Here is a 23358-nt window from a genome sequence, read left to right as displayed (position 1 = left end):
GGACAATTTTCGACACCATGTCATAAAGCTGCCCAGAAAGGCAAGTGCCTCTCTCGCAAATATTCTCTATTTGTTCCATATCTCATGCATCTTCGCGCCGCAACGACTGGTAGAGCGAAATTCACCAGAACGGCTAAGCTGATTGCCGAGACACCCCTTGCCCGGCCACAAAAAGGGCAAATTCAGCCGACCTGAATGGGGACAAAAACGTATAAATTGCTGTCAGCCTCCGAGCGATAAATGACAAGCTCAGCAGCGTCGTTCCCGGCGGCGATTTGCAGCCAGACGGGCGGCGAGCCGGGTTCTGGCTGGATATAATCCGGTGATGCTGACACGATCTCCATCATGTCTCCCGGCATCGGCATCAGGTGCATCTGACTGGTTGCATGCAACCGTTGCAGAAACGGCGCGACATCGTGTTGCCTCCGTATGCGGTCGGTAACCTGTGCCAGTTCGGTCTCTACGCTCATATCGCGGGCAGATACACGAATGGTTTCACCGGCGGCAATGCCTGACTGCGGCGGAAGCCTGAACTGTCGCTGTGAGCCCTCGCTGAATGGTGTCATCGATGCCCCTGTGCACGGACAACCTCGGAGGAAATTCGGGAGAAAAGCTCGACCGGATCAGTTTCCAATGCCTGCGCAATGTCCAAAAGAACCAGCACGTCCACCCCTTGGTGGCTCCCCTCAATCTTGCTGATGTAACTCTGGGTTTTGCCAATCCGCTCAGCGAGCACGGCTTGATGCAGCCCGACGCGTTCTCGGGCTTCCCGAATAATACGGGCGATGATCCGTCGTTCTTCAGAATAAGCTGGTCCTGCCACCAAGTCCGGCTAATCGCGGCTTGCGTGTATTCCATTTTGGAATATAAATGCCGTGGATTTTCAGGGGGGTATCGATGGAAGGTCTTCGTCCTTTTTCGCGCATTTTTGATTTTTCTGGCCGTTCGGGTCGCGCGGAATTTTGGCAATTCCACGCGCTGATGTGGTCCGCCATGGTTGCGGCTTCTTTGGTCGAGTATGTGATTGGCGACCGCATCGGAATTCTCACCGGCCTGATCGGGTTGGTATGCGCGATTCCCCAGATTTCCGTCACTGTCCGGCGCTATCACGATACGGGGCGTTCGGGGCAGATGCTGGCCTTCTATGCGGTTCTGGCCGTCGTCGGCATTTTCCTGATTGCGAACGCCGAGACTGCTCAGGGGGCTTTCAAAGGCTATGGTGTAATCCTAGTGGGTGTCGGCTATACCCTTTACGTTGCTGTCAAGCGCGGCGATGAAGGCGAAAACGCATACGGCTATCCGGATGGTGTCGAAATGCTCGAAGCTCCCCGTTCTCAGTATCCGGTTAACGATCACGCGTCGGGATGGACGCCGCCCGCTCAGGCGTCCTCCGCCGACGATACGATGACCCGCATCGAGCGGCTCGGATCGCTTCGTGACCGTGGGTTGCTATCCGAAGACGAGTTCCTCAGCCAGAAAGCAGCGATCTTGGCGCAAGGCTGATCGATGAAATGGCCTTGCACGCCGCTTTTGTTTCTGGGGATGGCCGCCTGTGTTGATGAGCCAATCCGGGACTGCGATGGCATTGAGCAGGAGGTCGTCGCGATGGAGCAGGGCCTGTTGAAGATCACCGGAGCGCGAGAAACATCGCGCTCCCCCAAGGATTTGGTCTGCCATGGCACTGCGATCTACAAAAACAACGTCGAAATCGAGATGCGATACCGCGTCTATATCGACGAAGATGGCGAGGAAATGATCGCCTACGATACGGACGAGGCGGATGCTGCGCGTGAAGCTGCTGAGCAACGGCAAGCTGAGCAACAGATGAAGGCCGCCGTCGATGACGCTATTCAGGATTTTGATCCGCACATGCGGGACAATTTGCCACCGGGTGCATGGGATCGAATGCGCAATGGTGGCGGCCCCACATCCTATTGATCGCGCCGCTTCTGTATGGCCGCTCGTGGCCCGCTCCAGCAGAACAGCATCAAGAAATCCTCGACCTCATCCATTGGATCGCCCTTTGCGAGGCGGCGCTCGATGATGGCTGGGGCCTTACGCTCCAACAGGTTGGTGAAGAAATTTCGTGAATTATCATTTTCCATGAAGTATTTAGCGCAGGAACGCGAACCGATGAAGGCTGTCCTCATGACAATATGAACCTGCTTGAAGGGAGATATTGTTATGGAGTCCATCGAGCCGATCTCGGGGTGGATGTTGAACCGCATCGTCGCGTTGGACAGTGTCCGGCCGGGCTTCGCCGGATACATGCTGCGTGCCGGTGTAGAGCGCCGTCAGGTGGTCGCGGCGTTCTTGGCCACGGCGAAACCGACCGACCATGGCAATGAGGAAATCGCGCGTATCCTCATGAAGGATCGACACCACGCGATCCTCCTTATGGCCTATGATCATGTCCCGGCCGGTTTTCGGAGTGCTCTGGCAAAGTGTGGCGCGCAACCTCATGATCGAGAATTCTACCCGCGTCTTTGGAGCATTCTGAACGGCGGGCCGCGCCACGCTATCACCGCCGTTCAGAGCGCGCCCACGTTGGGCCCCGATCGCCTTTCGATCATCACAAGCCTCCCTGTCGATCTGTCCGACAGTCGGATCAGCGCGAAGATCAAGGACAAGGCGCAGGCTGCCGACATCGTCCTTGCCGTCGATCTGCTGGAGCGGCGCGGGCTCGATCGGACCAAAATTGTCGAGGCGCTCCGTCGGTCAACCAAGCTTGCCGATACGATCAAGCGGTGGTCCTTTCGGATGCCTTTTCCGGCGGGTCCGATCCGAGCCTGTGACGGCTATCGGCCAATTATCGATGGTCTGGATTTGGCCGCAACCGCCAAACGCTACCGCAACTGTAGCCGCCGCTACTTCACCGCGCTGCTGTCTGCCGAACATGCATTTGGCGAATTCCAGCATGATGGGCAGAACGTATTGATCTCTTACGATCGCAGTCAGGGCTATTGGCTGATTGAGGGCGTTTATGGTCATCGCAATGGCAACGTTCCTGCTGGCGTCTCTGATGCCGCCTATGCCTTCGCCGCTAGGAATGGCATCATGACCCGTCGAATGGTCGACCGGAGCGATAATGCAATGGAGGCGCTGCGCCGGTTGTCCCGCCATTATGCGGACTGGGATATCTAATGGTCTGCGGGCAAGATCGTCCTTTCATCCATGCATTCAGCGGATGGTTCGCCGTCACCGTCGATATCCATGATATGATGGCCTTCGAGACTTGCGAGCATCGCGATGCGGTCGAGATCAACTTTCTTGTCGGCGGCGAAGCACTTCATGGATATGCGCATGCTGCGGGTATGAGTGTCCTCGCCTCTTGGAGTGGTGAGGTTTATGACAGGCTGTGGGACGATGATCTCGTGCCCGTTCACGAACCCTGTGGATGGTGCTGCGCGCTATGCTCGCAGGCAGAGCGAGCGCATTTTCCAACGATCGAAGATTTGTGGGCTGATCATCTGTTCGCTCCTCTACAACGGTGGGTTAATGGGCATTTGCGTCAAGCAGTGGTGTTGGAATTTTATAGCAATGGCGGCGCAACATGGGCGCTGCTCCAGCAGGCTAAGTCAGCCGGACATATTGCCAGCGTCGATCTGAAATAAATTCTTTGAATATGACCTTCCATTTCAGATCAGCAGGGGCCACAAAATGACGCGTTCATCTGAATAACTGGGGGTGTAATGGTTGAGCATAAAGAATGGTGTCCTGCCGGATACAAGGGCGGCATTTCGGGGCAACGAATTGCTATCGCCGGACACTCCCATACGTCTGATGATCCGGATCATTCTGGAATGACCGAGGATTGCCTCAAGAAGGTGATTTCCGGAGAGTATCCCGATATTCAGTTTTTCAATCGTGTGCCCGGATATTTTGGATATGACGACCGCGCAGCGTTCTGGAATTCGGTCCTGTTCTTCAACTTCGTGCCCAGCTTTGTGGGCGCGCGGTCTGAATGGGCCAACAACGGGACAAAAGAACAGAATGACGCGGGTCGTGTCCGCGTGCAGCGCATCCTCGACGAGCATCAGCCAGACAAGCTGTTTGTCTTCACGAAGAAGGGCTGGGATCAGTTTCCGCCGACGCTGGAACGTCAAAAGGCACGTCCGCTGGTCGAACCTTTGAACTGGCACAGCTATCCCACGGCCAGTGGCCATGAGGTCAAAGCCATCGGCCTGCCCCACCCCGACAGGGCAAAGAAGGCCACCCAGATTGAGAAGGTTACGGCGCTGATGGCGTCTTAGAGCCGGATTCGGAAGTTTCTCAATTTTGACAAAGCCTTGCGGTTCTGCGCGTGAGCATGCGGATTGAGGCGATGAGGGCCCAAGCGGTGGACGAGGCGATGGACCGCTCCCAATCTTTTGCGAGCCGACGGCAGCGCCCGAGCCAGGCAAAAGTCCGTTCGACCACCCACCTGCGGGGCAGCACTTGAAAGCCTTTTGCCTTGTCCGATCGCTTGATGATTTCGATCGTCCATTTGCCCATGCCAACCAGGGCGGATCGCAGCTTGTCGCCTGCGTAACCGCCATCGGCAAAGATGTGTCGCAGCCAGGGAAACCGCTTGCGAATGGCTACCAGCACATCGACGGCCCCATCTCGGTCCTGAATATCGGCGGCATGTACTAGGATGAAGATGAGGAAGCCGCAGGTGTCCGTCAGGATATGTCGCTTGCGGCCTTTCACCTTTTTGCCCGCGTCATAGCCTGAAATTCCGCCACTTTCGGTGGTCTTGACCGATTGGCTGTCGATCACTCCGGCGCTGGGCGAAGCTTCACGCCCTTCGATTTCCCGCAGGTTCATGACCAGCACCGTGTTGATCGCGTCGAACAGACCGGCATCGCGCCAGGCATAGAAATAGCGCCGCACCGTCGATACCGGAGGAAAGCACTTCGGCAGAAGCCGCCACGCACACCCGCTCGCCGCGATGTACAGCATCGCGTTCAGAACTTCGCGCATGTCTGCCGTTCGAGGTCGGCCTCCACGCCTTGCCGGAGGCACGAATGGCGCTGCCAGCGCCCACTCCGTGTCCGTCATATCCGATGGATATCGCAAACCTTCCCGACTATGCTCCCGTCGGGCAATACCAGTCCATGTCACCATCCACTCCATCTTGTCGCAAAGACGGCGTGAATCACAATATACTGGTATTGCTCAACAACTTTCGGATCGGGCTCTTAACGATCGGGAGTAGGTTGAGCGACATAATGTGAATCGGATCGCACAATGTGGGAATGGCCGCCGATGGCAAACAATTCCACGATGTCCGAAATAATCGTAGCCTTCTGGAGCCGCCGATCCGCGTAAATGATGAACTTCTCCGCGCGGCGGTCGAATACGACACGACCGCGCGGATGCTCTTCATACTCCGATGAGGCGATCTCAATCGGCAGTCCCGTTCGCTTCAGGGCCGCTGCCCCGGCCTCCCGCCAGCCTTCCCAAATTTCATAATGGCCGGTGGGGTGGGTGAGGAAATCACCATACTCGTCTGCGTCAGTCAGGCTGACGACATGGCTGACGAGCTTCGGCCCGGCGGAGGTCTGAACACGCCAGAATATCCCGACACAGGGACCGTCTGGATTATATTCGGCCGAAACCGGCTGTTCGTTCGGCATTGGAACTCCATCGCTTTCAGATGTGGCTGATCGTGTATCTATCTGCGGTCAGAGTCATGATGTGGGATCAGCTTTTTGGGGTGGCATCCAGACAATTTCAATGATTTGCCCGCTAGATGCCGTCGAGAATGGCGATGGAGAAAATGAATGGCATATCGGCAGGGTCTGTCTTCGGATTTTGTTGAGGCGCTGAACCGCCTCTACGAAGCGCCGGAAGGCTCATGGTGGCGAAAAATGCTGGCCGACCCTGATCTGTTCGTCGCTATCCGTAACAACTATCTCAACATCTACTACCGAGGGTGCAGCCTTGCGAAGGTCAGCTTCGATGGCTCCGGGATCATCACCGATACCCATTATAAATATCTGCTAAAGCCATCTGCTGCACGTCCCTATGTTCGCGCTGTCGGCGGTCAATTTCAGATTGGGCAACATTGGGATAGCGCCAAGGGGCTCTTCATCGGCGGTCTGGACGATGTGGCTGATCTGAAGGCGGCGGCGCGGGTCTATGCGGGCGAGGAGAAGAAATTCGTCGGAGCGGTGATCAAGGCTCATGGGAATGTCGTCGATGTTGAGATGGCGCTCACCAAGGACGCAGAAGAAGCGACCGATGCCAGCCCCGGCGAAGGGGCCAGCGCCAAGAGGATTGATATAGTCGCACTCCGCTGGGAAGATGCTGCGCCGGTCCTCGATTTCTATGAGGCCAAGCTGTTCGGGAACAAGGAAATCCGTGCCGAAGGCGATGCCAAGGTGCTGTCGCAGATAGCGACATATGAAGGCCTTCTGAAGCAATATACGAAGGATATACGGGAGGGGTTCGAGCTTTCCTGCAAAAACCTCTTGTCGCTCAGTGGTGTTCCGGATTTGCGGCGAACTATCGCCGATGCTGCCCTGCAACAAATCGATAAACTGAAAATCAACACGGCTCCGATCTTGATCGTGTCCGTGTTTGACGAGGATCAGCGGATAGGGCCGGTTTGGGCAAAACATAAAGAGAAACTGACAACTGCGCTTAGTCCTGATCGCCTAATTGCCAGAGGTTCGGCGTCCAGCGTGCGTCTGGCAACGGGCGTCGCTCCCGGCGCGGCAGTGTCGGCATGACGGGTTCGACATCGAGCGACGACATGGTTTCGATGGTGGACCTGACGATCCATCGGTCCAGCGAGCAGATCGGTGGAAACTGCATCGAGATTGCCTGTGCCGGGGAACGCCTGATCCTTGATGTCGGGCGTCCTCTTGATGCGCCCAATGATGCCACTGATTTGCTGCCTGCTTCGCTCGACCGGGCTGGCCACGCCCATGTCCTCATCTCTCATCCCCATCTGGATCATTATGGGCTGCTGGAAGAACTCCCTGCGTCATGGACGATCCATAGCGGAGAGGCGTCCGCCAAGCTGATGCGACTGACCGCTGGTATCACCGGAAAGGTGATAGACCGCGACATATTACCGTGGCGCAGTGGCCAGCCTCTCGATCTCGGTCGGTTCCGCGTGACGCCTTATCTGACCGATCACTCGGCTTTTGACGCCTACATGTTGCTGATCGAGGCAGCGGGGAAGCGCATCCTCTATTCTGGCGACTTCCGGATACACGGCCGGAAATCAGCGTTGGTCGACAGGATGATGTCCAGTCCTCCGGCAGCGGTCGATGCGTTGCTGATGGAAGGCACCAATCTGGGCAGCACGAAACCTACTGCCCATGAAAGTGACTTGGAAGCTGACTTCGAAGGGTTGTTCGGGCGCACGAAAGGACGGGTGTTCGTTGCTTGGTCGGCTCAGAATGTCGATCGCACGGTCACCCTGTATCGCGCCGCGAAGAAGGCCGGAAGAACGCTGGTCGTGGACCTCTATACCGCTGAGGTTCTGGAAATGCTGGCAGAGCATGGAAGACTGCCGCAGCCCGGCTTCGATCAACTCAAGGTCGTCATCACATCCACTATGTCCCGGATGTATAAGCGAAAGGGCATGGAAGCCTTTGTCGATCGTATCGCGCAATCTGGCCACGCCATTTCAGGGAGGGCATTGGCAAGGAATGCGGCACGTTGGGTCGTCATGCTGCGCGGATCGCTGATTGCAGATTATGACAGGAGCGGCGTCGTGCCGGATGGTGACGATGCATGGTGCTGGTCGATGTGGCGCGGCTATCTCGAAAGCTCCGGCGCGCCCTTGGTGGAATGGCTGACCGCTGGTGGTGCGGCAAGCTGTCACATCCACACCAGCGGTCATGCATCGCCTGCGGACCTGCTGGCCTTCGCAAAAGCGATTGCGCCGAAGAGGCTGGTTCCGATCCACAGCTTTAACTGGGATGAAAATCTGGCGGGCTTTCCGGCGATCTGCCGATTGCGGGATGGGGAAACGTTGTCCTTATAGCGGGCGTGCTGGCGCAGAGCGGGCACGCACATTTCGCGCCCTGATCCTATCCGGTGCTGACGCGCCGATAGCAGCGTCCTCTGGGGAGGCCTACCAGCCCCACGGGCTTCTTCCCGGCAACCTCAAATTCGGCCGAGAGCAATGATTTGATCGCCGCATCGGCCCTGCGCCAATAGAAGCCTTCCGAGATCATATCGCCAAGTTCGGGGATCAGCACTATGACCGGCGGCTCCCCGGCATCGGCTGCACGGATAATCTCTTCAGTCTTGGCGGCTATGGTCCGCGACACTGCCTCCATGACCTCAGGGAACATGAATTCGGGCTGCGATGTGCCGGTCTCGTCAGGTGCAGTCATGGTGTATTTCCTATACCGATCCTCGACGCCCAAACATCGGCCTCGCATTCCGCGCCAGCGCATCCTCGACAGCGCAAAGCACGTCCTTCGAGATTTCATATGGCAGAAAGGTCGCCGATATCGACAATTCCCCATCAATGTCGGTAGCCCAATGCCGCATATGGAGCGCATAGGTCTTTTCAGCGCCGTGTCCCATATGCTCCAGTAAACGTTTTACCAGCGAACGGCTGCTTCCGACGTAAAGTGTTTCCGACGGGACGAACGAGGCTGGGAAACGTGCAAACGCTCGAATCCGAGGTGTTTCCCGCCCTTTCTCAAACGCCTTGTATGTCCGGTGCGGTTCCTCGCCTCGGATAGCGATTTTGTAGACCGCAGGCCGCTTCTCAGACGGGAAGCGAGACTGAAGACTGCGCTCCAGTTCGATCTTGCCGAGTGCCAACGCATCCTGAATCGGCGCGCACCAATGGTTGGTAGCTTCGGCCGCTATATTCTGTATCGCAATGGCCAGATCGTTGTGGAACCTACTTGCTTCGGTGATGACTTCCGAAAAACTAATGCGGTCCGTTTCCATGCCTTTAAGCTCCAAGGGTGGGATGCCACGTCAAGCGATCGCCCCATCTCGTCGAAAGTTGCATTGCCCGATCCCGCATCTCGTCATCGGCATTCAACAGGAAAAAGGCGCGCGCGGAGAATGGAGAGGCTCGTAAGGCGTCGACCCGGTTGAAGCCTGCCTCGCGCAAGCGGCCACCCCAGTGTTTAAGTTCGAAATGATGTCCGCCTGCCATTCGCGTCTGATGATGGTAGACGATTAGCGCACGACCGGGGGCGTTTAGCGCCTGAAGCTCGGCAATACTGATACTCTTTCCTGCCTTTCGCGCGCCGGGGTCGAAATTCTTGGTCTCTAGGCCATTGTCCGGGTCAGCGAAGACGACATCGCATGATGCAAGCATCGCTCGGCCCGCCTCGAACCATGATTGTCGGGACATTCGGCGTTCCACGGTCAGACCAGTGGTCGGCACCGCTGCATTCCAATAGATGGCGTTGGGCAGCAGGTCGGCGGCTTCAAGTTCGGAAACACGTCGAACTCCAGCATCCACTATCATGCGGAGGCGATCAAAGAGGTCTGCATCGTATGAGCGCCAGCGTTCGGGCTGATGGAGATAGTCTATGTGCCGACCGTCGGCATTGTGATCCTCATCCGGATACAACCATCATGCGACGCCTAAGTGCCTGTTACCACAAAGTGCGCGAAGGATCGCCATTTTGACGAAATCGCCGATGTCCCCAACATATCGGTTCTGCATCAGGTGGTTAGAGCGGAAGCGGGTTCGGCCGACAAGCGTAAAGCTTCTATGGCCAATCGCAGTCTATCTATAAGGGGCTCCTTCGCCCGCCGTCATATTCCTGAAGCGCAGCCTCTGATCACTTCAACGATGCGGCCTTCCCACGATGGACAGTCTTGAAACCTATGTGTTCTGGGACGATGCGCAATTTATGACGAAACATATGGCTTCTCGGAAGCCCGGTTTCCTACGGTTGGATTATGCAGAATCCATCATCCCCACCAGCGCGCCCCGCGCTCCGCCTCGTTGTCGACAATGGCCCTTTGGTTCAGCAGCCTCGCTCTCCCATTCGAACGCCGACCGACGATCTCATTGCGTTTCTCCGAGGGCTCGGTCCATGCCCCAAATTTACGCTACCGGCACCGGCATTGCCCCCGAAACCAAAGCGGAAACGCCGTTCTCCGAAGTCATCTGAATGACGTTCCCCTAAACCGGTGTCATCGACGATCTCAGCCTTGATGGTCGTCGATGACCTTCTGCGTGACGATGTCTTCGGCCGACGATCCGGCAATGACGATATTTCCAGATCGATTTCCATAGACGATGCCGATCCACGATATGAAGTAACTATGGCTGCCCACCGTTGATCGCAGGCAGCGTTCGGCGGGGACGATCCGTCAAACTTTGTCGACATCTAGGGCATGAGCCCCAATCACCACTCATCGAAAAGCCGAGGTGTGGTAATCCGGGAGCGATCCGCCAGCCCATATCTCGCGATTTCCTCCTCGGTCGCCTTATGGATCGCCGGGGGACCGGGCCAATCCAACAGGCAGTGCGGATAAGGAGTGGCAGTCGCGATATCGATCCAGTCGCGCGCCGGGAAGCCAGCATTGCGGTAATGCACCCGCGCCCGAATGTGCATCACCTCGCCGATCCACCTACCGTCGAGATCACTATCCCGGATCACATAGTCGCTGACGCGCAGATCGTAGAGGTCCATCGTTGCTTCTCCCATCGCGATGCTCGATCATAGCTCAGGTCGAAAAAATATCGAAGTAAATGAAGTGGTTGAGTCCAATCTGGCTTCATGAGAATCTGCGTCACATGGGTAAAATCACTCGGGATATCTCACCCCCCGGCGATCTCCCTATCAATAGACCCGGATTTCATTCTGAGACCCCGTCAAGAACGAAGGTCTAGGATCAAACGAGACAGGAGGCCCCATGATCATCGGATATGCCCGCGTCAGTTCCACCTCCCAGAGCCTCGACATCCAGCACGAGGCGCTGGCCGCTGCCGGGGCGGAAAAGGTCTTCTCGGAAAAGGTGTCGGGCCGATCGACCACCGATCGTGAGCAACTGGCGCTGGCCATGTCGTTCGCCCGTGAAGGCGACACCCTGATCGTCACCCGCCTCGATCGTCTGGCCCGCAGCGTCGGCGACCTCCACAGGATCATTGAAGTGCTGACCCAAAAGGGCGTGGGCTTCCGTTGCCTGAACCAACCCGGCGTCGATACCGACACCAGCACCGGACGCCTGATGCTCGCCATGCTCGCCGCAGTGGCCAGCTTTGAGGCAGACATCCGGCATGAGCGCCAGATGGAAGGGGTCCGGAAGGCACAGGCCGCAGGAAAATATCGCGGTCGCCCTGCCAGCATCGACCCGACGAAGATCAGGGAACTCAAGGCCAAGGGCATGGGTGCCGCCGCGATCGCAAAACACATGGGGATCGGCCGCGCTTCGGTCTATCGGGCACTGGCCGCCTGACCAGATAGACGTGCAATCGGGACCCCACCTTCGGGTTCACGGTCATCACCAGCATCGAGCCGGGATCATCTCGCCGGATCGTCGACCCGACATCGTCCCGGCCACATTGTCACCCGCCGACTATATTCGCCCATGCTCTGGGCGAGCGTCAGCGACATCATGGAGATCAGCATCATGGCAACACGTTCGAAGCAGCCGAAGGCAACGTCGGCCACCTATGCTCCTGCCCATGATCAGGGGGAGAGCGTGGGCGGTATCATCGAACATATCGACGGCGAAGCTGGCGACGATGGCGGGGAAATGATGGTGCTGGACGCTGGTTCACCGCAGCCCGCCAGAGCCACCCGTCAGTCCCCCGCTACCCGCTCCACGCCTCGTCAAACCCCTGAAAATCAACGGAAACCTGCTCAAAAGCGGGTCACGTCGTGCGTCCGGGACACAAAGCTGGGTCACAATGACCCATCAAAAATTGACCTAACGCCATCAAAACAAACGAAATACTCCCCGCCATCGTGGGTCACAACTGTGGGTCACAAACGATGGCCGCGCGGACTTTCGTTACGAGGATCGACCTTCCAGTTCCGGGTGCGGGTCCCGGCTGATCTTCGAGCAGATTTCGGGTGCAGCCATGTAAAGCGATCGTTGCGCACGGACAGTCCATCACTGGCGATGCGATTGGGGCGGCAGGCGGCTGCGGAAATCGACATTATGTTTGCCTGACAGAGGCTCCATCGTGTCTATCGCAGCCGCGAAGCACGCTTATGCGAGTTCTCGGAACTAGCCGATCATTCAGCCCGCTGCGCTTTCCGGAAGATTACCGATACCCAGAATACGTTCGATCTGCTTGCGCATATTCACTAACCCGCGAATATCGCTCGGCGTCTTGGCCACAGTGATATTTTTCAAGCCAACAAAACCGGCTTGAGGTTCAAGCCTGACGTGTTTGTTTTCGGATTTTGCACGATACCCATGCTGTTCAAGTAGCCTACTGAGATCGTCCGCAACGCGCTTTGGATTTTTCGTCGCGCGAGACAGGTCCTGCAACAAGTCATCAAGGGCTGGCGAGCGAGGGACACGCTGAACGACCCTTCTCCATACGGCTATAGTCCGCTCATCAATCCCTTTTGGTTCGGCCGCATCGAGTGCAGTTGCGGCAGCAAATCTGATACGATCTGCCAATTCCCCCGGATAAATTTCTTTGCCCACGCTTTGAAATATGCCGTCTGTAGCGAAATAGCTTTCATCTTCCGCAAGAGTCACTGCCGCCTGCGCGCTCAATTGCTCTTTAAGCTGGCGGTTCTCTTCCTGAAGATCATCAAGCTGCTTGGTGAAATCGTCGAGCAATTGGTCGGCGTCAGCTTGCGAGAGCGAACCTCGATAGGCTGCTCGCTGGCTCCTCAGAGCCTGCTCCTGAAAATCTGTCCAGTCCCATCCCGCCGTTGGCATATGAACCCTGAGATTAAAGACGTAGCCCCGAAGGCCGTCCACAAGCTCATCCACATTCTCAAAATTGCGCCCTAAGAAGAATCGACGGATAAAGCCGTGGAGTGGCAATGCTACTCCGATAGTTCCGCCATAGAGATTTCGGCCCTCACTTTGGTCGCGCAATTTGAGGGAGAAGCGCCGGTTTGGCTCCACTACAACATGGGCGATCCCCCCCAGATCATAAGCCAGTTTTTCAATTGCATCCTCGGTCAGGAGCCATTCGCCATCTCCAGTTGCCGAAATGTAAATAATCGGAAGCGATTTACTGCCTCTTCCAGCCAGAATGATGTTGGCTAACTTCAGATCGGCATCGTCATCTTCGAGCCATAGCGGTTCGTCGCAAACCTCGATTTCGCCGTCCTCGGCTCCCCAGCCATTTTTTAGGAGAGCCTTAATCAGGAAGGGCTTTTTTGGTGTTTCAAGAAATGCACCCGGCCGCCCCGCTATGCACTGCGTTCTAAACCGGACAAGGTCCTGACTATCGTCCGCGCTTCCCCTTTTGAGAACCGCCTCGGTGCGCCATATCCGTCCCTGACCATCTGGCAGGTCATGACGGAAACCGATGGCTTCCCATTCTTCCTCATGCCTAAGCCCACGCATCCGGAGTTCCTCACCGCCTGTTGCAATGAGATAAACGTTCTCACCATCGAGTTCGTGCGCAGAAGAGTCCAGAATAGTGCTTTGACGCATGCCTCTCAGCCAAGCAAAGACCTCGGCTGGGAAAGCGGCTCTGTTATTGGATCGTCTAACGGGAAACTCGGTCGCAAAAGGTAGCATGGTGGCAAATCGCTCCACATCTTATACATGTCACGATGTTCGTAACCGCGCTGGAACACTCTGGATAGATAATTTACGTCAGCGACACGAGATGCGCTATTCAGCGTTTGTCCCGGATGTCGTAGGGTCGGTATCTGACAGCCGTGATGACAATCTGTCATGCAGCAATCCGGCAGTCTCGCGCGCTCGTCGATCTATCTTCGAGGCTCCGGGAATAGCGGATGTCGGTTATGAACCAACCACTCTCGCCGAGAATCGCAATCGACCGCCATGGCCCAGTTCCAGCCTTAATCCGAATGAACGTTTTAAGGTGAGCCAAGACACTTTAGAACGGCTTAGCTGGGGCGCATAGCAGTCTCTGAATGGCCTCCCTCAATGGTCAGCGTTGGAGAAGATGGGTCAAATCCAAACCCGGATACTCGATCTTTGCTATCGCATCGTATAGAACCTGAGGGTGGTAGCCGACCCCATACGCATCTGCCGCTTCGCTCTGCCCTCCCCCCGTTGTCCAGCCTCCCAATCGCAGCACAATATCCCGATCAATGCGGGCATTCCGGGCCGCATCTCGAAACCCGTGACGGAATGAATGATAGCAGGTCTGCGGCGCGCTTGCAGACGAACGGACAAGGAATCGTGCGAACCACCTCGAAAAAGCTACGGAACGGAACCCTTTCGCACCCTCTGGGAGATCATCAAAAAGTTTGAATGCTCCGCTTCTCCTCTTTCGATCAACGAAGTCCATAAAGCCGAGTTGAAGCAAGATCGGATGCAGCGGCACGATGCGAGCGCTTGCCTTGTTTTTTAACGATTTGTCCCTTCCGCCTGTGACGCTTTCTTCAGAAATCACCAGACACGCCACACCTTCTATGAGCCTGATGTCAGCTACATCGAGTTGGCATATTTCATTCAACCTCGCGCCGGATAGCAGACCCAATAGCGCTACCCAATATCGTGCGCCGGTCGCGACGGTCGAACCGGGCAGAGCATAACCGGCCTGCTCATCCTTGCAGCCGGAATATACCGGGGCAGAGAATATCCTTCGAAGTTGCTCAATGGAGAATGGACGCCGCCGATCTAGGGGGTGGACCGTTTCGGCAAGCTGCAAGCCTTTCGACGGATTGCGGCCAATATATTCCTCCGCTACCGCCCAGTTCAGCAGACTGCCAAAACGCGCCATGTAGGCGTTTAGATTGGTCGGGTTGATGGTTCTGACTTTCTGGTCGGATTTTCCCATGGCTGCCGCGTCTCGTGCGGAAACATTGCTATATTTCTTGTTGTAGTTGACCGGCAGCGATCGGAGCACCTCGAACAGATCGCGGCATGTCTCGCGGGTGATGTCAGCGATCGGCGTCGCACCGCCGATGATATCCTCGACGACCCGGCGTGTTGTTACATGGGCCAGCATCGTTCGCGCGCACCTCCGACGGGTCGGATCATCAAGATATCGCTGGTAGATTGCCGAAAGTGTCAGCGCATCAGGCCGGTTTTCGGTTTCTCTCGATGGTGAAAGGACACGATCATCACAGACGATCGCAATGGATGATCGTCTGGCCGTCGACGCAACGCCGACATTATCATTCGACGCAAGAAGCCTTTCTTCAAATGCCAGCCCAGCCACGCGACGACGCTCCTCAAACATAATGTCGATTTCCGCAGCCGCCTGCCGCCCCAATCGCATCGCCAGTGATGGACTGTCCGTGCGCAACGATCGCTTTACATGGCTGCACCCGAAATCTGCTCGAAGATCAGCCGGGACCCGCACCCGGAACTGGAAGGTCGATCCTCGTAACGAAAGTCCGCGCGGCCATCGTTTGTGACCCACAGTTGTGACCCACGATGGCGGGGAGTATTTCGTTTGTTTTGATGGCGTTAGGTCAATTTTTGATGGGTCATTGTGACCCAGCTTTGTGTCCCGGACGCACGACGTGACCCGCTTTTGAGCAGGTTTCCGTTGATTTTCAGGGGTTTGACGAGGCGTGGAGCGGGTAGCGGGGATCGAACCCGCATCACAAGCTTGGAAGGCTAGTGCTCTACCATTGAGCTATACCCGCCCGTCAGGTGACGCGCCCTGCCATCATTCACCGGGGCTCGTCAACAGCGCATTGATGGTAAATGCGTGAGAACGCCTCTTAACCCGGCCTCGTCTTTGTTCTATCGCTCGGCCATGACCAACCCGTCCCTGCGCCAACTCGACATTTTCGCGCAGATGGTGGTCGCGGGCAGCCTGACGCGCTGCGCCCAGACGCTGGGCGTTTCATCCGCCGTGATCGAGCGCGACATGGCGTCGCTGGAAATGCGGCTGGGCTATCGTTTGTTCGACGATATTCGCGGCGCGGCGCGGCTGACCCCCGCGGGCCGACGCACGGCGCAGGCAATGACCCTGCTGGCGCAGGACGACCCCGAGGATTGGGCCGAGGAAGCCGCGCCCGCCCCCACCCCGCAACCTGACCCATCACCGGCCCCGCCGCCCGCGCTGCCGGAATTACTGCTGGATGCGGATGCGCAATTGCCGTCGCTGCCGGCCGCGCCGCCGCCCGCCAATCGCGCCATCATCCTGGCGACGCCGGCGCCGGTGTTCGGCCATTTCCAGGATGCACTGACCGCGTTCGAGGCGGCCAATGACGATATCGCCATCACCCTGGACCTGAGCGTCCAGTCGGCGGTCGAGGCGGCGCGGGCGATCGAATCGCTGCGCGCCGACATCGCCTATTTCTATGCACTGGAGGAGCCGGCCGGCCTGCCGTCCCGCTATGGCTGGTCGGAACAGGTCAATCTCTATGCCGGGGCGGACCATCCGCTGGCGCGCGCGGGCAGCGTGTCGCGCGGCGACCTGACCATCACGCCGCAACTGGCGGTCGATCCACGCAACGGGCTGCGCCCGATCATCGACGCGGCGCTGGCACGCGGCGGCGCCCGACTGGGCCCGGTGATGCTGGAAACCGACAATATGTTCGACATCATCACCGCCCTGCGCGAAGGCGCTGGATGTTTCGCCGCCTTTGGCCCGATGGCGCGCGACCTGGGGCGGATGAGCGGCATTCGCCGGCTGGCGTTGGACGTGCCATTGCCCGCGATCGAGGTGCGCCAGACCGTCAACGAACGATCGCTGTCGCGCCCCGGCGTGCAGGCGCTGGCGGACTTCCTCTTCCTCTGAGCAGAAATAATGGCGGAATTGCGCGCCTGATCCGTCTTGGCGGCCGGTAATATGCTGCGCGCCATGCCGTGCAAAAATGCAACAGTTGGTGATGAATGCGGCAGAAACGGCCTTCATTTCGCCGATCGTATATTGATACGATGTATCATGACAGATACGCGGAGGCCGACCCACATATTCTGCAAGGATAAAAAGCCTGATGCTTCGTTCCCCGTCGCTGCGCGCCGGCTGTGCCCTCACGGCCCTTTGCCTGGTCTGGCCCGCCGCCGCCCAGACCGCAGCCCCCGCCGACACCCAGGCCGATGGCAGCTATCATGATCCGCGCAGCGACATCGTCGTCACCGCCCTGATCCCCCGCAGCCAGGGCGACATTTTGTCCGGCACCTCGATCGTCACCGGCGAGGAACTGACCCGCAGCCTGCGTCCGACCATCGGCGAGACGCTGGCGCGCCAGCCCGGCGTGTCGGCCACCTCCTTTGGCCCCAACGCATCGCGCCCGATCCTGCGCGGCTTCCAAGGCGAGCGCGTGCGCATCCTGACCGACGGCATCGGCAGCTTCGACGTGTCCAACACCTCGGTCGACCATGCGGTCGCGATCAACCCGCTGACCGCCGACCGGATCGAGGTGCTGCGCGGCCCGTCCGCCCTGCTCTATGGATCGTCGGCGATCGGCGGCGTGGTCAATGTGATCGACAGCCGCATCCCGCGCCGCGTGCCGGACGAGGCGATCCATATCGACGCGATCGGCACCTATGGCAGCGCCGCCAACGAACGCAGCGGTTCGGGCGAGATCGAGGTGCCGCTGACCGAGAATTTCGTCGTCCATGTCGATGGCAGCTACAGCAAGACCGACAATCTGCGCACCGGCGGCTATATCCTGTCCAAGGCGATGCGCGAGATCGCCGCCGCCTCCGACGAGGAGGAAATCCAGGACAATGCGCGGCTGAAGGGCAAGCTGGCCAATACCGCGGCGGAAGTATGGGAAGTGGCCGGCGGCTTCGCCTATATCGGCGATGGCGGCAATCTGGGCATGTCGATCTCGCACAGCGAGAACACCTATGGCGTGCCGTCGCGCCTGGAAGTGGCCGAGGAGCATGACCATGATCACGATCATGACCATGATCATGAGGAAGAGGGGCACAGCCACGAGAATGTGACGCTGGCGATGAAGCAGACCCGCGCCGACCTGCGCGGCGAGGTCGCGGTCAATGGCGGGTTCCTCGACAGCATCCGCCTGCGCGCGGGCTGGGCCGATTACCAGCATCAGGAAATCGAACCGTCGGGCGAGGTCGGCACCACCTTCAAGAACCAGTCGATGGAAAGCCGGCTGGAATTCGTCCAGGCCGACCGCAATGGCTGGCAGGGCGCATCGGGCGCGCAGTTCTTCACCCGCCGTTTCCAGGCCGATGGCGAAGAGAAGTTCCTGCCCAAGAACCAGACCGACCAGTTCGGCCTGTTCACGCTGCAGTCGCTGGACCTGGGCGACACGCGCCTGGAAGCGGGCGCGCGCTATGAACATACCAAGCTGCAGTCGGACCCGGATGCCGACCTGTTTGCCGAAGCCAGCCAGCGCAGCTTCAACGCCCTGTCCGGATCGCTGGGCATCAGCCAGGCGATCATGCCCGGCTGGCGCGTGGGCCTGAACCTGTCGCGCAGCGAGCGCGCGCCGTCGGCCGAAGAGTTGTTCGCGCGCGGCAATCATGCCGGAACCCAGGCGTTCGAGTTGGGCAATCCCGATTTCGGCAAGGAAAAGAGCTGGGGCGTGGAAGGTACGCTGCGCGGATCGGGCAATGGCTACAGCTTCAGCCTGGCCGCCTATCATAACTGGTTCAGCGGCTTCATCTATGAAAGCGTGGTCGACGACAGCGTCTGCCAGGCGGCCAATGGCGGGGCCGAGATGGAATTCCCCTGCTATGCCTATGCCCAGGCCGATGCGCGCTATTATGGCTTTGAGGCCGAAGCGTCGGTGAAGCTGGCACAGGTCGGCAGCTATGCGATCAATATCGACGGCGTCGCCGACTATGTCCGCGCCACGATCAAGGGCAATGGCCCGGCGCCGCGCATTCCCCCGCTCCGCCTGCTGGGCGGGATCGAGGCGCAGGGCGCACGGCTGAGCGCCCGCGCCGAGCTGGAACATGTGTTCGAGCAGGATCGGGTGACCGATTTCGAAACGCCGACCGATGGCTTCACCATGGTCAACGCATCGATCTCGTTCAAGCCGCTGGCTGGTAATGACCGCACCACGCTGATGCTGTCGGCCAACAACATCTTCGACGTGGAAGCGCGGCGCCATGCCAGCTTCCTGAAGGATTTCGCCCCGCTTGCCGGGCGCGACATCCGCCTGACGGCGCGCATCTCGATCTGATCCGCCTCCCGGCCTTGCCCAGCGGGGCGCCGGTCGCTCCCTTCGCCCGCCCCTCTGGGCGAAGGGAGCGATTGCAAAAAATGACATTTTCGTTACATAGCGCCGATGGAACGCGCTGCGGCAGAGCATGAGGATTCGGGCAGGTCGCCCGTAAGCCGCCGATAATGCGCCAGATTGCCGCTCTCCCCTATACCAGCGACCCGATCGACGGGTCGATGCAGATCCTGCTGATCACGTCGCGCGACACTGGGCGCTGGGTGATTCCCAAGGGCAATCGCATCAAGGGGCTGGCCGGCCATCGCGCGGCGGAAGTCGAGGCGTTCGAGGAAGCGGGCATCCATGGCATCGCCTGTCCCGCGCCGATCGGCCGATACAGCTATGACAAGCGCAAGCGCAGCGGCAAGTCGCGCGAGGCGAATGTCGAGGTTTTTCCGCTTGCCGTGACCGGCCATCTGACGCAATGGCCCGAAAAAGGGCAGCGCGAGCTGCGCTGGTTTTCCGTCGCCGAAGCCGCAAAGGCCGTCGACGAACCCGAACTGCAATCGATCATCGCGGCTTTCCGCGAACCGCCCGCCGATCCGGGCTGGTTCCTCCGGTTGCTGCTGTCGATCCGCGAGAAGCAAAGTGAAAGGACTGGAATGCTGCGCTGGTTTCACGCGCTGATGCCCAAGCAGGGGCGTTTCTTCGAGCAATTCGAAGACCATGCCGCGACCCTGGTCGCCGGCGCCGACGCCCTGGCCAAGCTGCTGAAGGGCGGCCCGGACATGGACGCGCATATCAAGGAGATTTCGGACCGCGAGCATGAGGCGGACGACATCATCCGCGAAGTGCTGCAGGACGTCCGCCGCATTTTCGTCACCCCGTTCGACCGCAGTGCCATCACCGGCCTGATCGGCGTGATGGACGACGCGATCGACCAGATGAACCAGACCGCCAAGGCGATCGCGCTCTATGAGGTCAAGGATTTCGCGCCGCAGATGCAGGACATGAGCGCGCTGATCGTCGAATGCGCGCGGATCACGGCGGAAGCGATGCCGCTGCTGCGCTCGCTCAACATCAATTCGGCGCGTCTGCACGAGCTGACCGAACGGCTGGTCAAGCTGGAAGGCCATGCCGACATATTGCATGAGGCGGGCCTCAAGGCCCTGTACAGCCAAGCCCGCGCCGGCAACCCGATGGACTTCATCGTCGGCAACGAAATCTACAGCCATCTGGAAAAGGTGACGGACCGGTTCGAGGACGTCGCCAACGAGATTTCCGGCCTGGTCATCGACCACGCCTGACAGGCCTGACCGGATATGGAAGCCCATCTCGCCTTCCCGCTGCTGATCGCACTGATCGGCGTTGCGCTGCTGTTCGACTTCCTGAACGGCCTGCATGACGCCGCCAACTCGATCGCGACCATCGTGTCGACGCGGGTGCTGAAACCCCAATATGCGGTCGCCTGGGCCGCCTTCTTCAACTTCATCGCCTTCCTCTTCTTTGGCCTGCATGTCGCCGAGACGGTGGGCAAGGGCATCGTCAGCGCCGACATCATCGACGCGTCGGTGATCTTCGGCGCACTGATGGGGGCGATCGCCTGGAACCTCATCACCTGGGGCCTGGGCATCCCCTCCTCCTCCAGCCATGCGCTGGTCGGCGGCCTGCTGGGCGCGGGCACGGCCAAGTCCGGCCTGTCGGCGATCGTGTGGAGCGGCGTGTTCAAGACCAGCGCAGCGATCGTGATCTCGCCCGCCGTCGGCCTGTTCCTGGCGCTGATGCTGGTGCTGGCGATCAGCTGGATCTTCCGCAAGTTCACGCCGCAGGGCGCGGACCGGGTGTTCCGCAAGCTGCAGCTTGTTTCTGCGTCGCTTTATTCGCTGGGCCATGGCGGCAATGACGCGCAGAAGACGATGGGCATCATCGCGGTGCTGCTCTATTCGCAGGGGCTGCTGACCGGCGGCTTCCATGTGCCGATGTGGGTGGTGCTGAGCTGCCAGGCGGCAATGGGCCTGGGCACCTTGCTGGGCGGCTGGAAGATCGTCCACACCATGGGATCGAAGATCACCCGCCTGACCCCGGCGCAGGGCTTCTGCGCAGAGACCGGCGGCGCGATCACCCTGTTCATGGCCACCCATCTGGGCGTGCCGGTATCGACGACCCACACCATCACTGGCGCCATCGTCGGCGTGGGCGCGTCGCGCCGGCTGTCAGCGGTGCGCTGGAACGTCGCGTCGAGCATCATCGTCGCCTGGGTCGTGACCCTGCCGGCGGCGGCCGCGATCGGCGCGCTGTTCTACGGGCTGACGCGATTGTTCTGATCGGAACAGGCCGAGACAAGAAAAAGGGCGCGGGAGTGATCCCGCGCCCTTTCTCGTTCAGGCACTCCGCCGGTCAGGCAACGCGGCCGAGGCGGTGGTAGAGATTGGCATATTTGACCGATTCCGGCTGGTCCTGCACTTCCTTGAGATAATGGGCGATGGCGGTGCGGATCAGGCCGAAATCCTCCTGGCTGAAGACCGCGCGCGAACGGGCGGGCTGGGGCGCTTCCATCGTATCGGTCGTCATCTTCCTGTCCTTCCTGCCTTGTGGCTGTGCTGGTTGATGACAGCGATATTGACAGGTCGAAGGGGAAGCGGAAGGGCGATGAGTGGCCGCAAGTCACGCCGCGACTTGTTCATATTGTGAAATCATGACAATATGACCTTATGGCAGATGTGACCGACCGGAAGCTCTATCTCGGCCCCAAGCTGCGCGTGCTGCGCCGCGAACTGGGGCTGAACCAGACGCGCATGGCCGAGGAACTGGGCGTGTCGCCCAGCTATCTCAACCATCTGGAGCGCAACCAGCGGCCGCTGACGGCGCAGATGTTGCTGCGGCTGGCCAATACCTATGACATCGACATTCGCGACTTCACCGCCAGCAGCCAGGATGGGGCGGCGAGCGACCTGGCCGAGATATTGTCCGATGCGCTGGTGCGCGACATCGGCATCGCGCGCGACGAAGTGCTGGAAGTCGCGGAAAATTATCCCGGCGTCAGCGAGGCGATCGGCCGCTTCTACCGCGCGCTGGCCGACCTGCGCCGCCTGCCCGAGCAGATGCAGGCGAGCGGGCGCGGCGCTGCCCCTGCCCCGCTGGTCGCGCCGGTCGACTGGTGGCGCGAGACGGTAGCCAAGGCCGGCAATCATTTCGCCGAAATCGACGCCGCGGCCGAAGGGATCGCCGCGGAGCTGGAGGAAGATCCGGCGCTGTTGCAGGCCGGGCTGCGCGCGCGGCTGAAGGAACGGCACGGCATGGCGGTGCAGATGGTGCGCGCCGATGTGCTGGCCGGAACGGTGCGCCATTATGACATGCACCGGCGGCGGTTGATGCTGAGCGAGCGGTTGCCGGCATCCGGGCGATTGTTCGCCATGGCCTATCAACTCTGCGCGCAGGAGATGGCCGACCTGATCGCGGCACAGGTGACGCGCACGGCGCCGCCGGACGAGGACAGCCGGCGGCTCGCCGTCATTGCGCTGACCAACTATGCCGCCGCGGCGCTCATCATGCCCTATGACCGGTTCCGCCAGGCGGCGGAGGCAAGCCGGCATGACCTTCCCCTGCTGCGCGCCCGCTTCGGCGTGTCGACCGAGCAGCTGGCGCACCGGCTCACCAGCCTCAACCGCACCGGCGCGCGCGGCATCCCCTTCTTCATGGTGCGGATCGACCGGGCGGGGATCGTGTCCAAGCGCTTCGATGGCGAGGCCTATCCCTTTGCCCGCTATGGCGGCACCTGTCCGCGCTGGGACGTGCATGCGGCCGACGCGCCCGACATCGTGCTGCCGCAACTGATCGAGACGCTGGACGAGCGGCGCTTCGTCACGCTGGCGATCGCCCTGCCCCGCGGCGATGGCGCGCGCGGGCGGCAGGTGATTGCGCTGGGCTGCGAGGCGAAACATGCCGGGCGGATCATCCATGCCGATGGCATCAATACCGAGCGCGACGATGCGGTGACGGTGGGGCCGACCTGTCATCTGTGCGAGCGGCGCGACTGCCCGGACCGGGCTCTGCCGCCGGTGACGCGTGCGCTGGACCTGCACAGCTATGAGCGGACCGCCAGCCCCTTCCCGTTCCGGCGGGTATGATAGGCGCTCCGCCCCGCCCCCGTCACTGAGAGGGGCCCCGGCCGTCGCCGGGATGAAGGGGGCGAAAACGGAGCGCCTGCCGC

Annotated in this window: 26 protein-coding genes and 1 tRNA gene; 14 read left to right on the top strand and 13 right to left on the bottom strand. The window is 59.6% G+C overall.

The window, feature by feature from the left end:
* Nucleotides 1–182 precede the first annotated feature (182 nt).
* Both HH800_RS01815 and HH800_RS01810 read right to left on the bottom strand, forming a co-directional pair.
* Entirely contained in the window at nucleotides 183–566 is a 384-nt protein-coding gene (locus HH800_RS01815) for a hypothetical protein (protein ID WP_169860011.1), read from the bottom strand.
* Nucleotides 563–823, bottom strand: coding sequence for a helix-turn-helix domain-containing protein (locus HH800_RS01810; RefSeq protein WP_169860010.1), 261 nt, complete (start codon nucleotides 821–823; stop codon nucleotides 563–565). The genes HH800_RS01815 and HH800_RS01810 overlap by 4 nt, the downstream gene beginning before the upstream one ends.
* A gap of 74 nt (nucleotides 824–897) precedes the next feature.
* Between HH800_RS01810 and HH800_RS01805 the strand changes: the two genes are divergently transcribed.
* A complete protein-coding gene (locus HH800_RS01805; protein WP_169860009.1) occupies nucleotides 898–1503 on the top strand; it encodes a DUF805 domain-containing protein in 606 nt (201 codons plus the stop codon).
* A 3-nt stretch (nucleotides 1504–1506) separates the two neighbouring features.
* On the top strand, nucleotides 1507–1938 hold the full coding sequence (locus HH800_RS01800; RefSeq protein WP_169860008.1) for a hypothetical protein: 432 nt from the start codon (nucleotides 1507–1509) through the stop codon (nucleotides 1936–1938).
* Here the strand turns inward: HH800_RS01800 and HH800_RS01795 are convergent.
* Nucleotides 1932–2150 (bottom strand): hypothetical protein, encoded by a 219-nt coding sequence (locus HH800_RS01795; protein WP_169860007.1) that lies wholly within the window; start codon nucleotides 2148–2150, stop codon nucleotides 1932–1934. The two genes, HH800_RS01800 and HH800_RS01795, sit on opposite strands and share 7 nt — an antisense overlap.
* A 34-nt stretch (nucleotides 2151–2184) precedes the next feature.
* On the opposite strand from HH800_RS01795, the gene HH800_RS01790 reads away from it, so the two are divergent.
* From HH800_RS01790 to HH800_RS01780, 3 genes are all read left to right on the top strand, one after another.
* A complete protein-coding gene (locus tag HH800_RS01790; RefSeq protein ID WP_169860006.1) occupies nucleotides 2185–3144 on the top strand; it encodes a hypothetical protein in 960 nt (319 codons plus the stop codon).
* A complete protein-coding gene (locus HH800_RS01785; RefSeq protein WP_169860005.1) occupies nucleotides 3144–3614 on the top strand; it encodes a hypothetical protein in 471 nt (156 codons plus the stop codon). Before HH800_RS01790 ends, HH800_RS01785 begins: the two co-directional genes overlap by 1 nt.
* Nucleotides 3615–3692: 78 nt before the next feature.
* On the top strand, nucleotides 3693–4253 hold the full coding sequence (locus HH800_RS01780) for a hypothetical protein (protein WP_169860004.1): 561 nt from the start codon (nucleotides 3693–3695) through the stop codon (nucleotides 4251–4253).
* A gap of 19 nt (nucleotides 4254–4272) precedes the next feature.
* On the opposite strand, the gene HH800_RS01775 is transcribed toward HH800_RS01780, so the two are convergent.
* Together HH800_RS01775 and HH800_RS01770 are read right to left on the bottom strand one after the other, a co-directional pair.
* Entirely contained in the window at nucleotides 4273–5109 is an 837-nt protein-coding gene (locus HH800_RS01775) for an IS5 family transposase (RefSeq protein WP_159367005.1), read from the bottom strand.
* A 74-nt stretch (nucleotides 5110–5183) separates the two neighbouring features.
* Entirely contained in the window at nucleotides 5184–5621 is a 438-nt protein-coding gene (locus tag HH800_RS01770) for a hypothetical protein (protein ID WP_169860003.1), read from the bottom strand.
* Between the two features lie 147 nt (nucleotides 5622–5768).
* On the opposite strand from HH800_RS01770, the gene HH800_RS01765 reads away from it, so the two are divergent.
* Nucleotides 5769–6719, top strand: a complete 951-nt coding sequence (locus HH800_RS01765; RefSeq protein ID WP_169860002.1) for a hypothetical protein — start codon at nucleotides 5769–5771, stop codon at nucleotides 6717–6719.
* A gap of 32 nt (nucleotides 6720–6751) precedes the next feature.
* Nucleotides 6752–7987 carry an MBL fold metallo-hydrolase gene (locus HH800_RS01760; RefSeq protein WP_206379190.1) on the top strand — a complete coding sequence of 412 codons (1236 nt, stop codon included), beginning with the start codon at nucleotides 6752–6754 and terminating at the stop codon, nucleotides 7985–7987.
* Between the two features lie 46 nt (nucleotides 7988–8033).
* Here the strand turns inward: HH800_RS01760 and HH800_RS01755 are convergent, their stop codons facing one another.
* The 4 genes from HH800_RS01755 to HH800_RS01740 form a co-directional block, all read right to left on the bottom strand.
* Complete coding sequence (locus tag HH800_RS01755) at nucleotides 8034–8342, bottom strand: hypothetical protein (protein WP_169860001.1); 309 nt, start codon at nucleotides 8340–8342, stop codon at nucleotides 8034–8036.
* A gap of 10 nt (nucleotides 8343–8352) precedes the next feature.
* Nucleotides 8353–8913: a hypothetical protein gene (locus HH800_RS01750; protein WP_169860000.1), complete on the bottom strand. Its 561-nt coding sequence runs from the start codon at nucleotides 8911–8913 to the stop codon at nucleotides 8353–8355.
* Between the two features lie 4 nt (nucleotides 8914–8917).
* The gene (locus HH800_RS01745) at nucleotides 8918–9550 is read right to left on the bottom strand and encodes a hypothetical protein (protein ID WP_169859999.1); all 633 of its coding nucleotides are present in this window, start codon (nucleotides 9548–9550) and stop codon (nucleotides 8918–8920) included.
* Between the two features lie 787 nt (nucleotides 9551–10337).
* Nucleotides 10338–10625 (bottom strand): hypothetical protein, encoded by a 288-nt coding sequence (locus HH800_RS01740; RefSeq protein WP_169859998.1) that lies wholly within the window; start codon nucleotides 10623–10625, stop codon nucleotides 10338–10340.
* A 223-nt stretch (nucleotides 10626–10848) separates the two neighbouring features.
* On the opposite strand from HH800_RS01740, the gene HH800_RS01735 reads away from it, so the two are divergent.
* The gene (locus tag HH800_RS01735; protein ID WP_169859997.1) at nucleotides 10849–11391 is read left to right on the top strand and encodes a recombinase family protein; all 543 of its coding nucleotides are present in this window, start codon (nucleotides 10849–10851) and stop codon (nucleotides 11389–11391) included.
* Between the two features lie 159 nt (nucleotides 11392–11550).
* Nucleotides 11551–12111 (top strand): DUF6538 domain-containing protein, encoded by a 561-nt coding sequence (locus HH800_RS01730; RefSeq protein ID WP_169859996.1) that lies wholly within the window; start codon nucleotides 11551–11553, stop codon nucleotides 12109–12111.
* Between the two features lie 69 nt (nucleotides 12112–12180).
* On the opposite strand, the gene HH800_RS01725 is transcribed toward HH800_RS01730, so the two are convergent.
* From HH800_RS01725 to HH800_RS01715, 3 genes are all read right to left on the bottom strand, one after another.
* Nucleotides 12181–13566 (bottom strand): hypothetical protein, encoded by a 1386-nt coding sequence (locus HH800_RS01725; protein ID WP_169859995.1) that lies wholly within the window; start codon nucleotides 13564–13566, stop codon nucleotides 12181–12183.
* 466 nt (nucleotides 13567–14032) lie between these two features.
* Nucleotides 14033–15475 (bottom strand): site-specific integrase, encoded by a 1443-nt coding sequence (locus HH800_RS01720; protein WP_328805822.1) that lies wholly within the window; start codon nucleotides 15473–15475, stop codon nucleotides 14033–14035.
* 155 nt (nucleotides 15476–15630) lie between these two features.
* Nucleotides 15631–15704: transfer RNA gene (locus HH800_RS01715), tRNA-Gly, on the bottom strand.
* Between the two features lie 113 nt (nucleotides 15705–15817).
* Between HH800_RS01715 and HH800_RS01710 the strand changes: the two genes are divergently transcribed.
* The 4 genes from HH800_RS01710 to HH800_RS01695 all read left to right on the top strand — a co-directional run bounded on the left by HH800_RS01710 (nucleotide 15818) and on the right by HH800_RS01695 (nucleotide 21472).
* Nucleotides 15818–16807, top strand: coding sequence for a LysR family transcriptional regulator (locus tag HH800_RS01710; RefSeq protein WP_169859993.1), 990 nt, complete (start codon nucleotides 15818–15820; stop codon nucleotides 16805–16807).
* 199 nt (nucleotides 16808–17006) lie between these two features.
* The gene (locus tag HH800_RS01705) at nucleotides 17007–19172 is read left to right on the top strand and encodes a TonB-dependent receptor (RefSeq protein ID WP_169859992.1); all 2166 of its coding nucleotides are present in this window, start codon (nucleotides 17007–17009) and stop codon (nucleotides 19170–19172) included.
* A 164-nt stretch (nucleotides 19173–19336) separates the two neighbouring features.
* The gene (locus tag HH800_RS01700) at nucleotides 19337–20455 is read left to right on the top strand and encodes a DUF47 family protein (protein ID WP_010338330.1); all 1119 of its coding nucleotides are present in this window, start codon (nucleotides 19337–19339) and stop codon (nucleotides 20453–20455) included.
* Between the two features lie 15 nt (nucleotides 20456–20470).
* Entirely contained in the window at nucleotides 20471–21472 is a 1002-nt protein-coding gene (locus HH800_RS01695; protein WP_004208257.1) for an inorganic phosphate transporter, read from the top strand.
* Nucleotides 21473–21545: 73 nt separating this feature from the next.
* On the opposite strand, the gene HH800_RS01690 is transcribed toward HH800_RS01695, so the two are convergent.
* Nucleotides 21546–21719: a hypothetical protein gene (locus HH800_RS01690; RefSeq protein WP_004208258.1), complete on the bottom strand. Its 174-nt coding sequence runs from the start codon at nucleotides 21717–21719 to the stop codon at nucleotides 21546–21548.
* Between the two features lie 140 nt (nucleotides 21720–21859).
* Here HH800_RS01690 and HH800_RS01685 point away from each other — a divergent pair, with 140 nt between their 5' ends.
* Nucleotides 21860–23275, top strand: a complete 1416-nt coding sequence (locus tag HH800_RS01685) for a helix-turn-helix domain-containing protein (protein WP_169859991.1) — start codon at nucleotides 21860–21862, stop codon at nucleotides 23273–23275.
* The last annotated feature ends 83 nt before the right edge of the window (nucleotides 23276–23358 follow it).

The sequence above is a fragment of the Sphingobium yanoikuyae genome, from assembly GCF_013001025.1.
Lineage (GTDB): Bacteria > Pseudomonadota > Alphaproteobacteria > Sphingomonadales > Sphingomonadaceae > Sphingobium > Sphingobium yanoikuyae_A.
The sequence above is the reverse complement of the archived record's forward strand: the minus strand, read 5'-3'. Positions and strand labels throughout refer to the sequence as shown.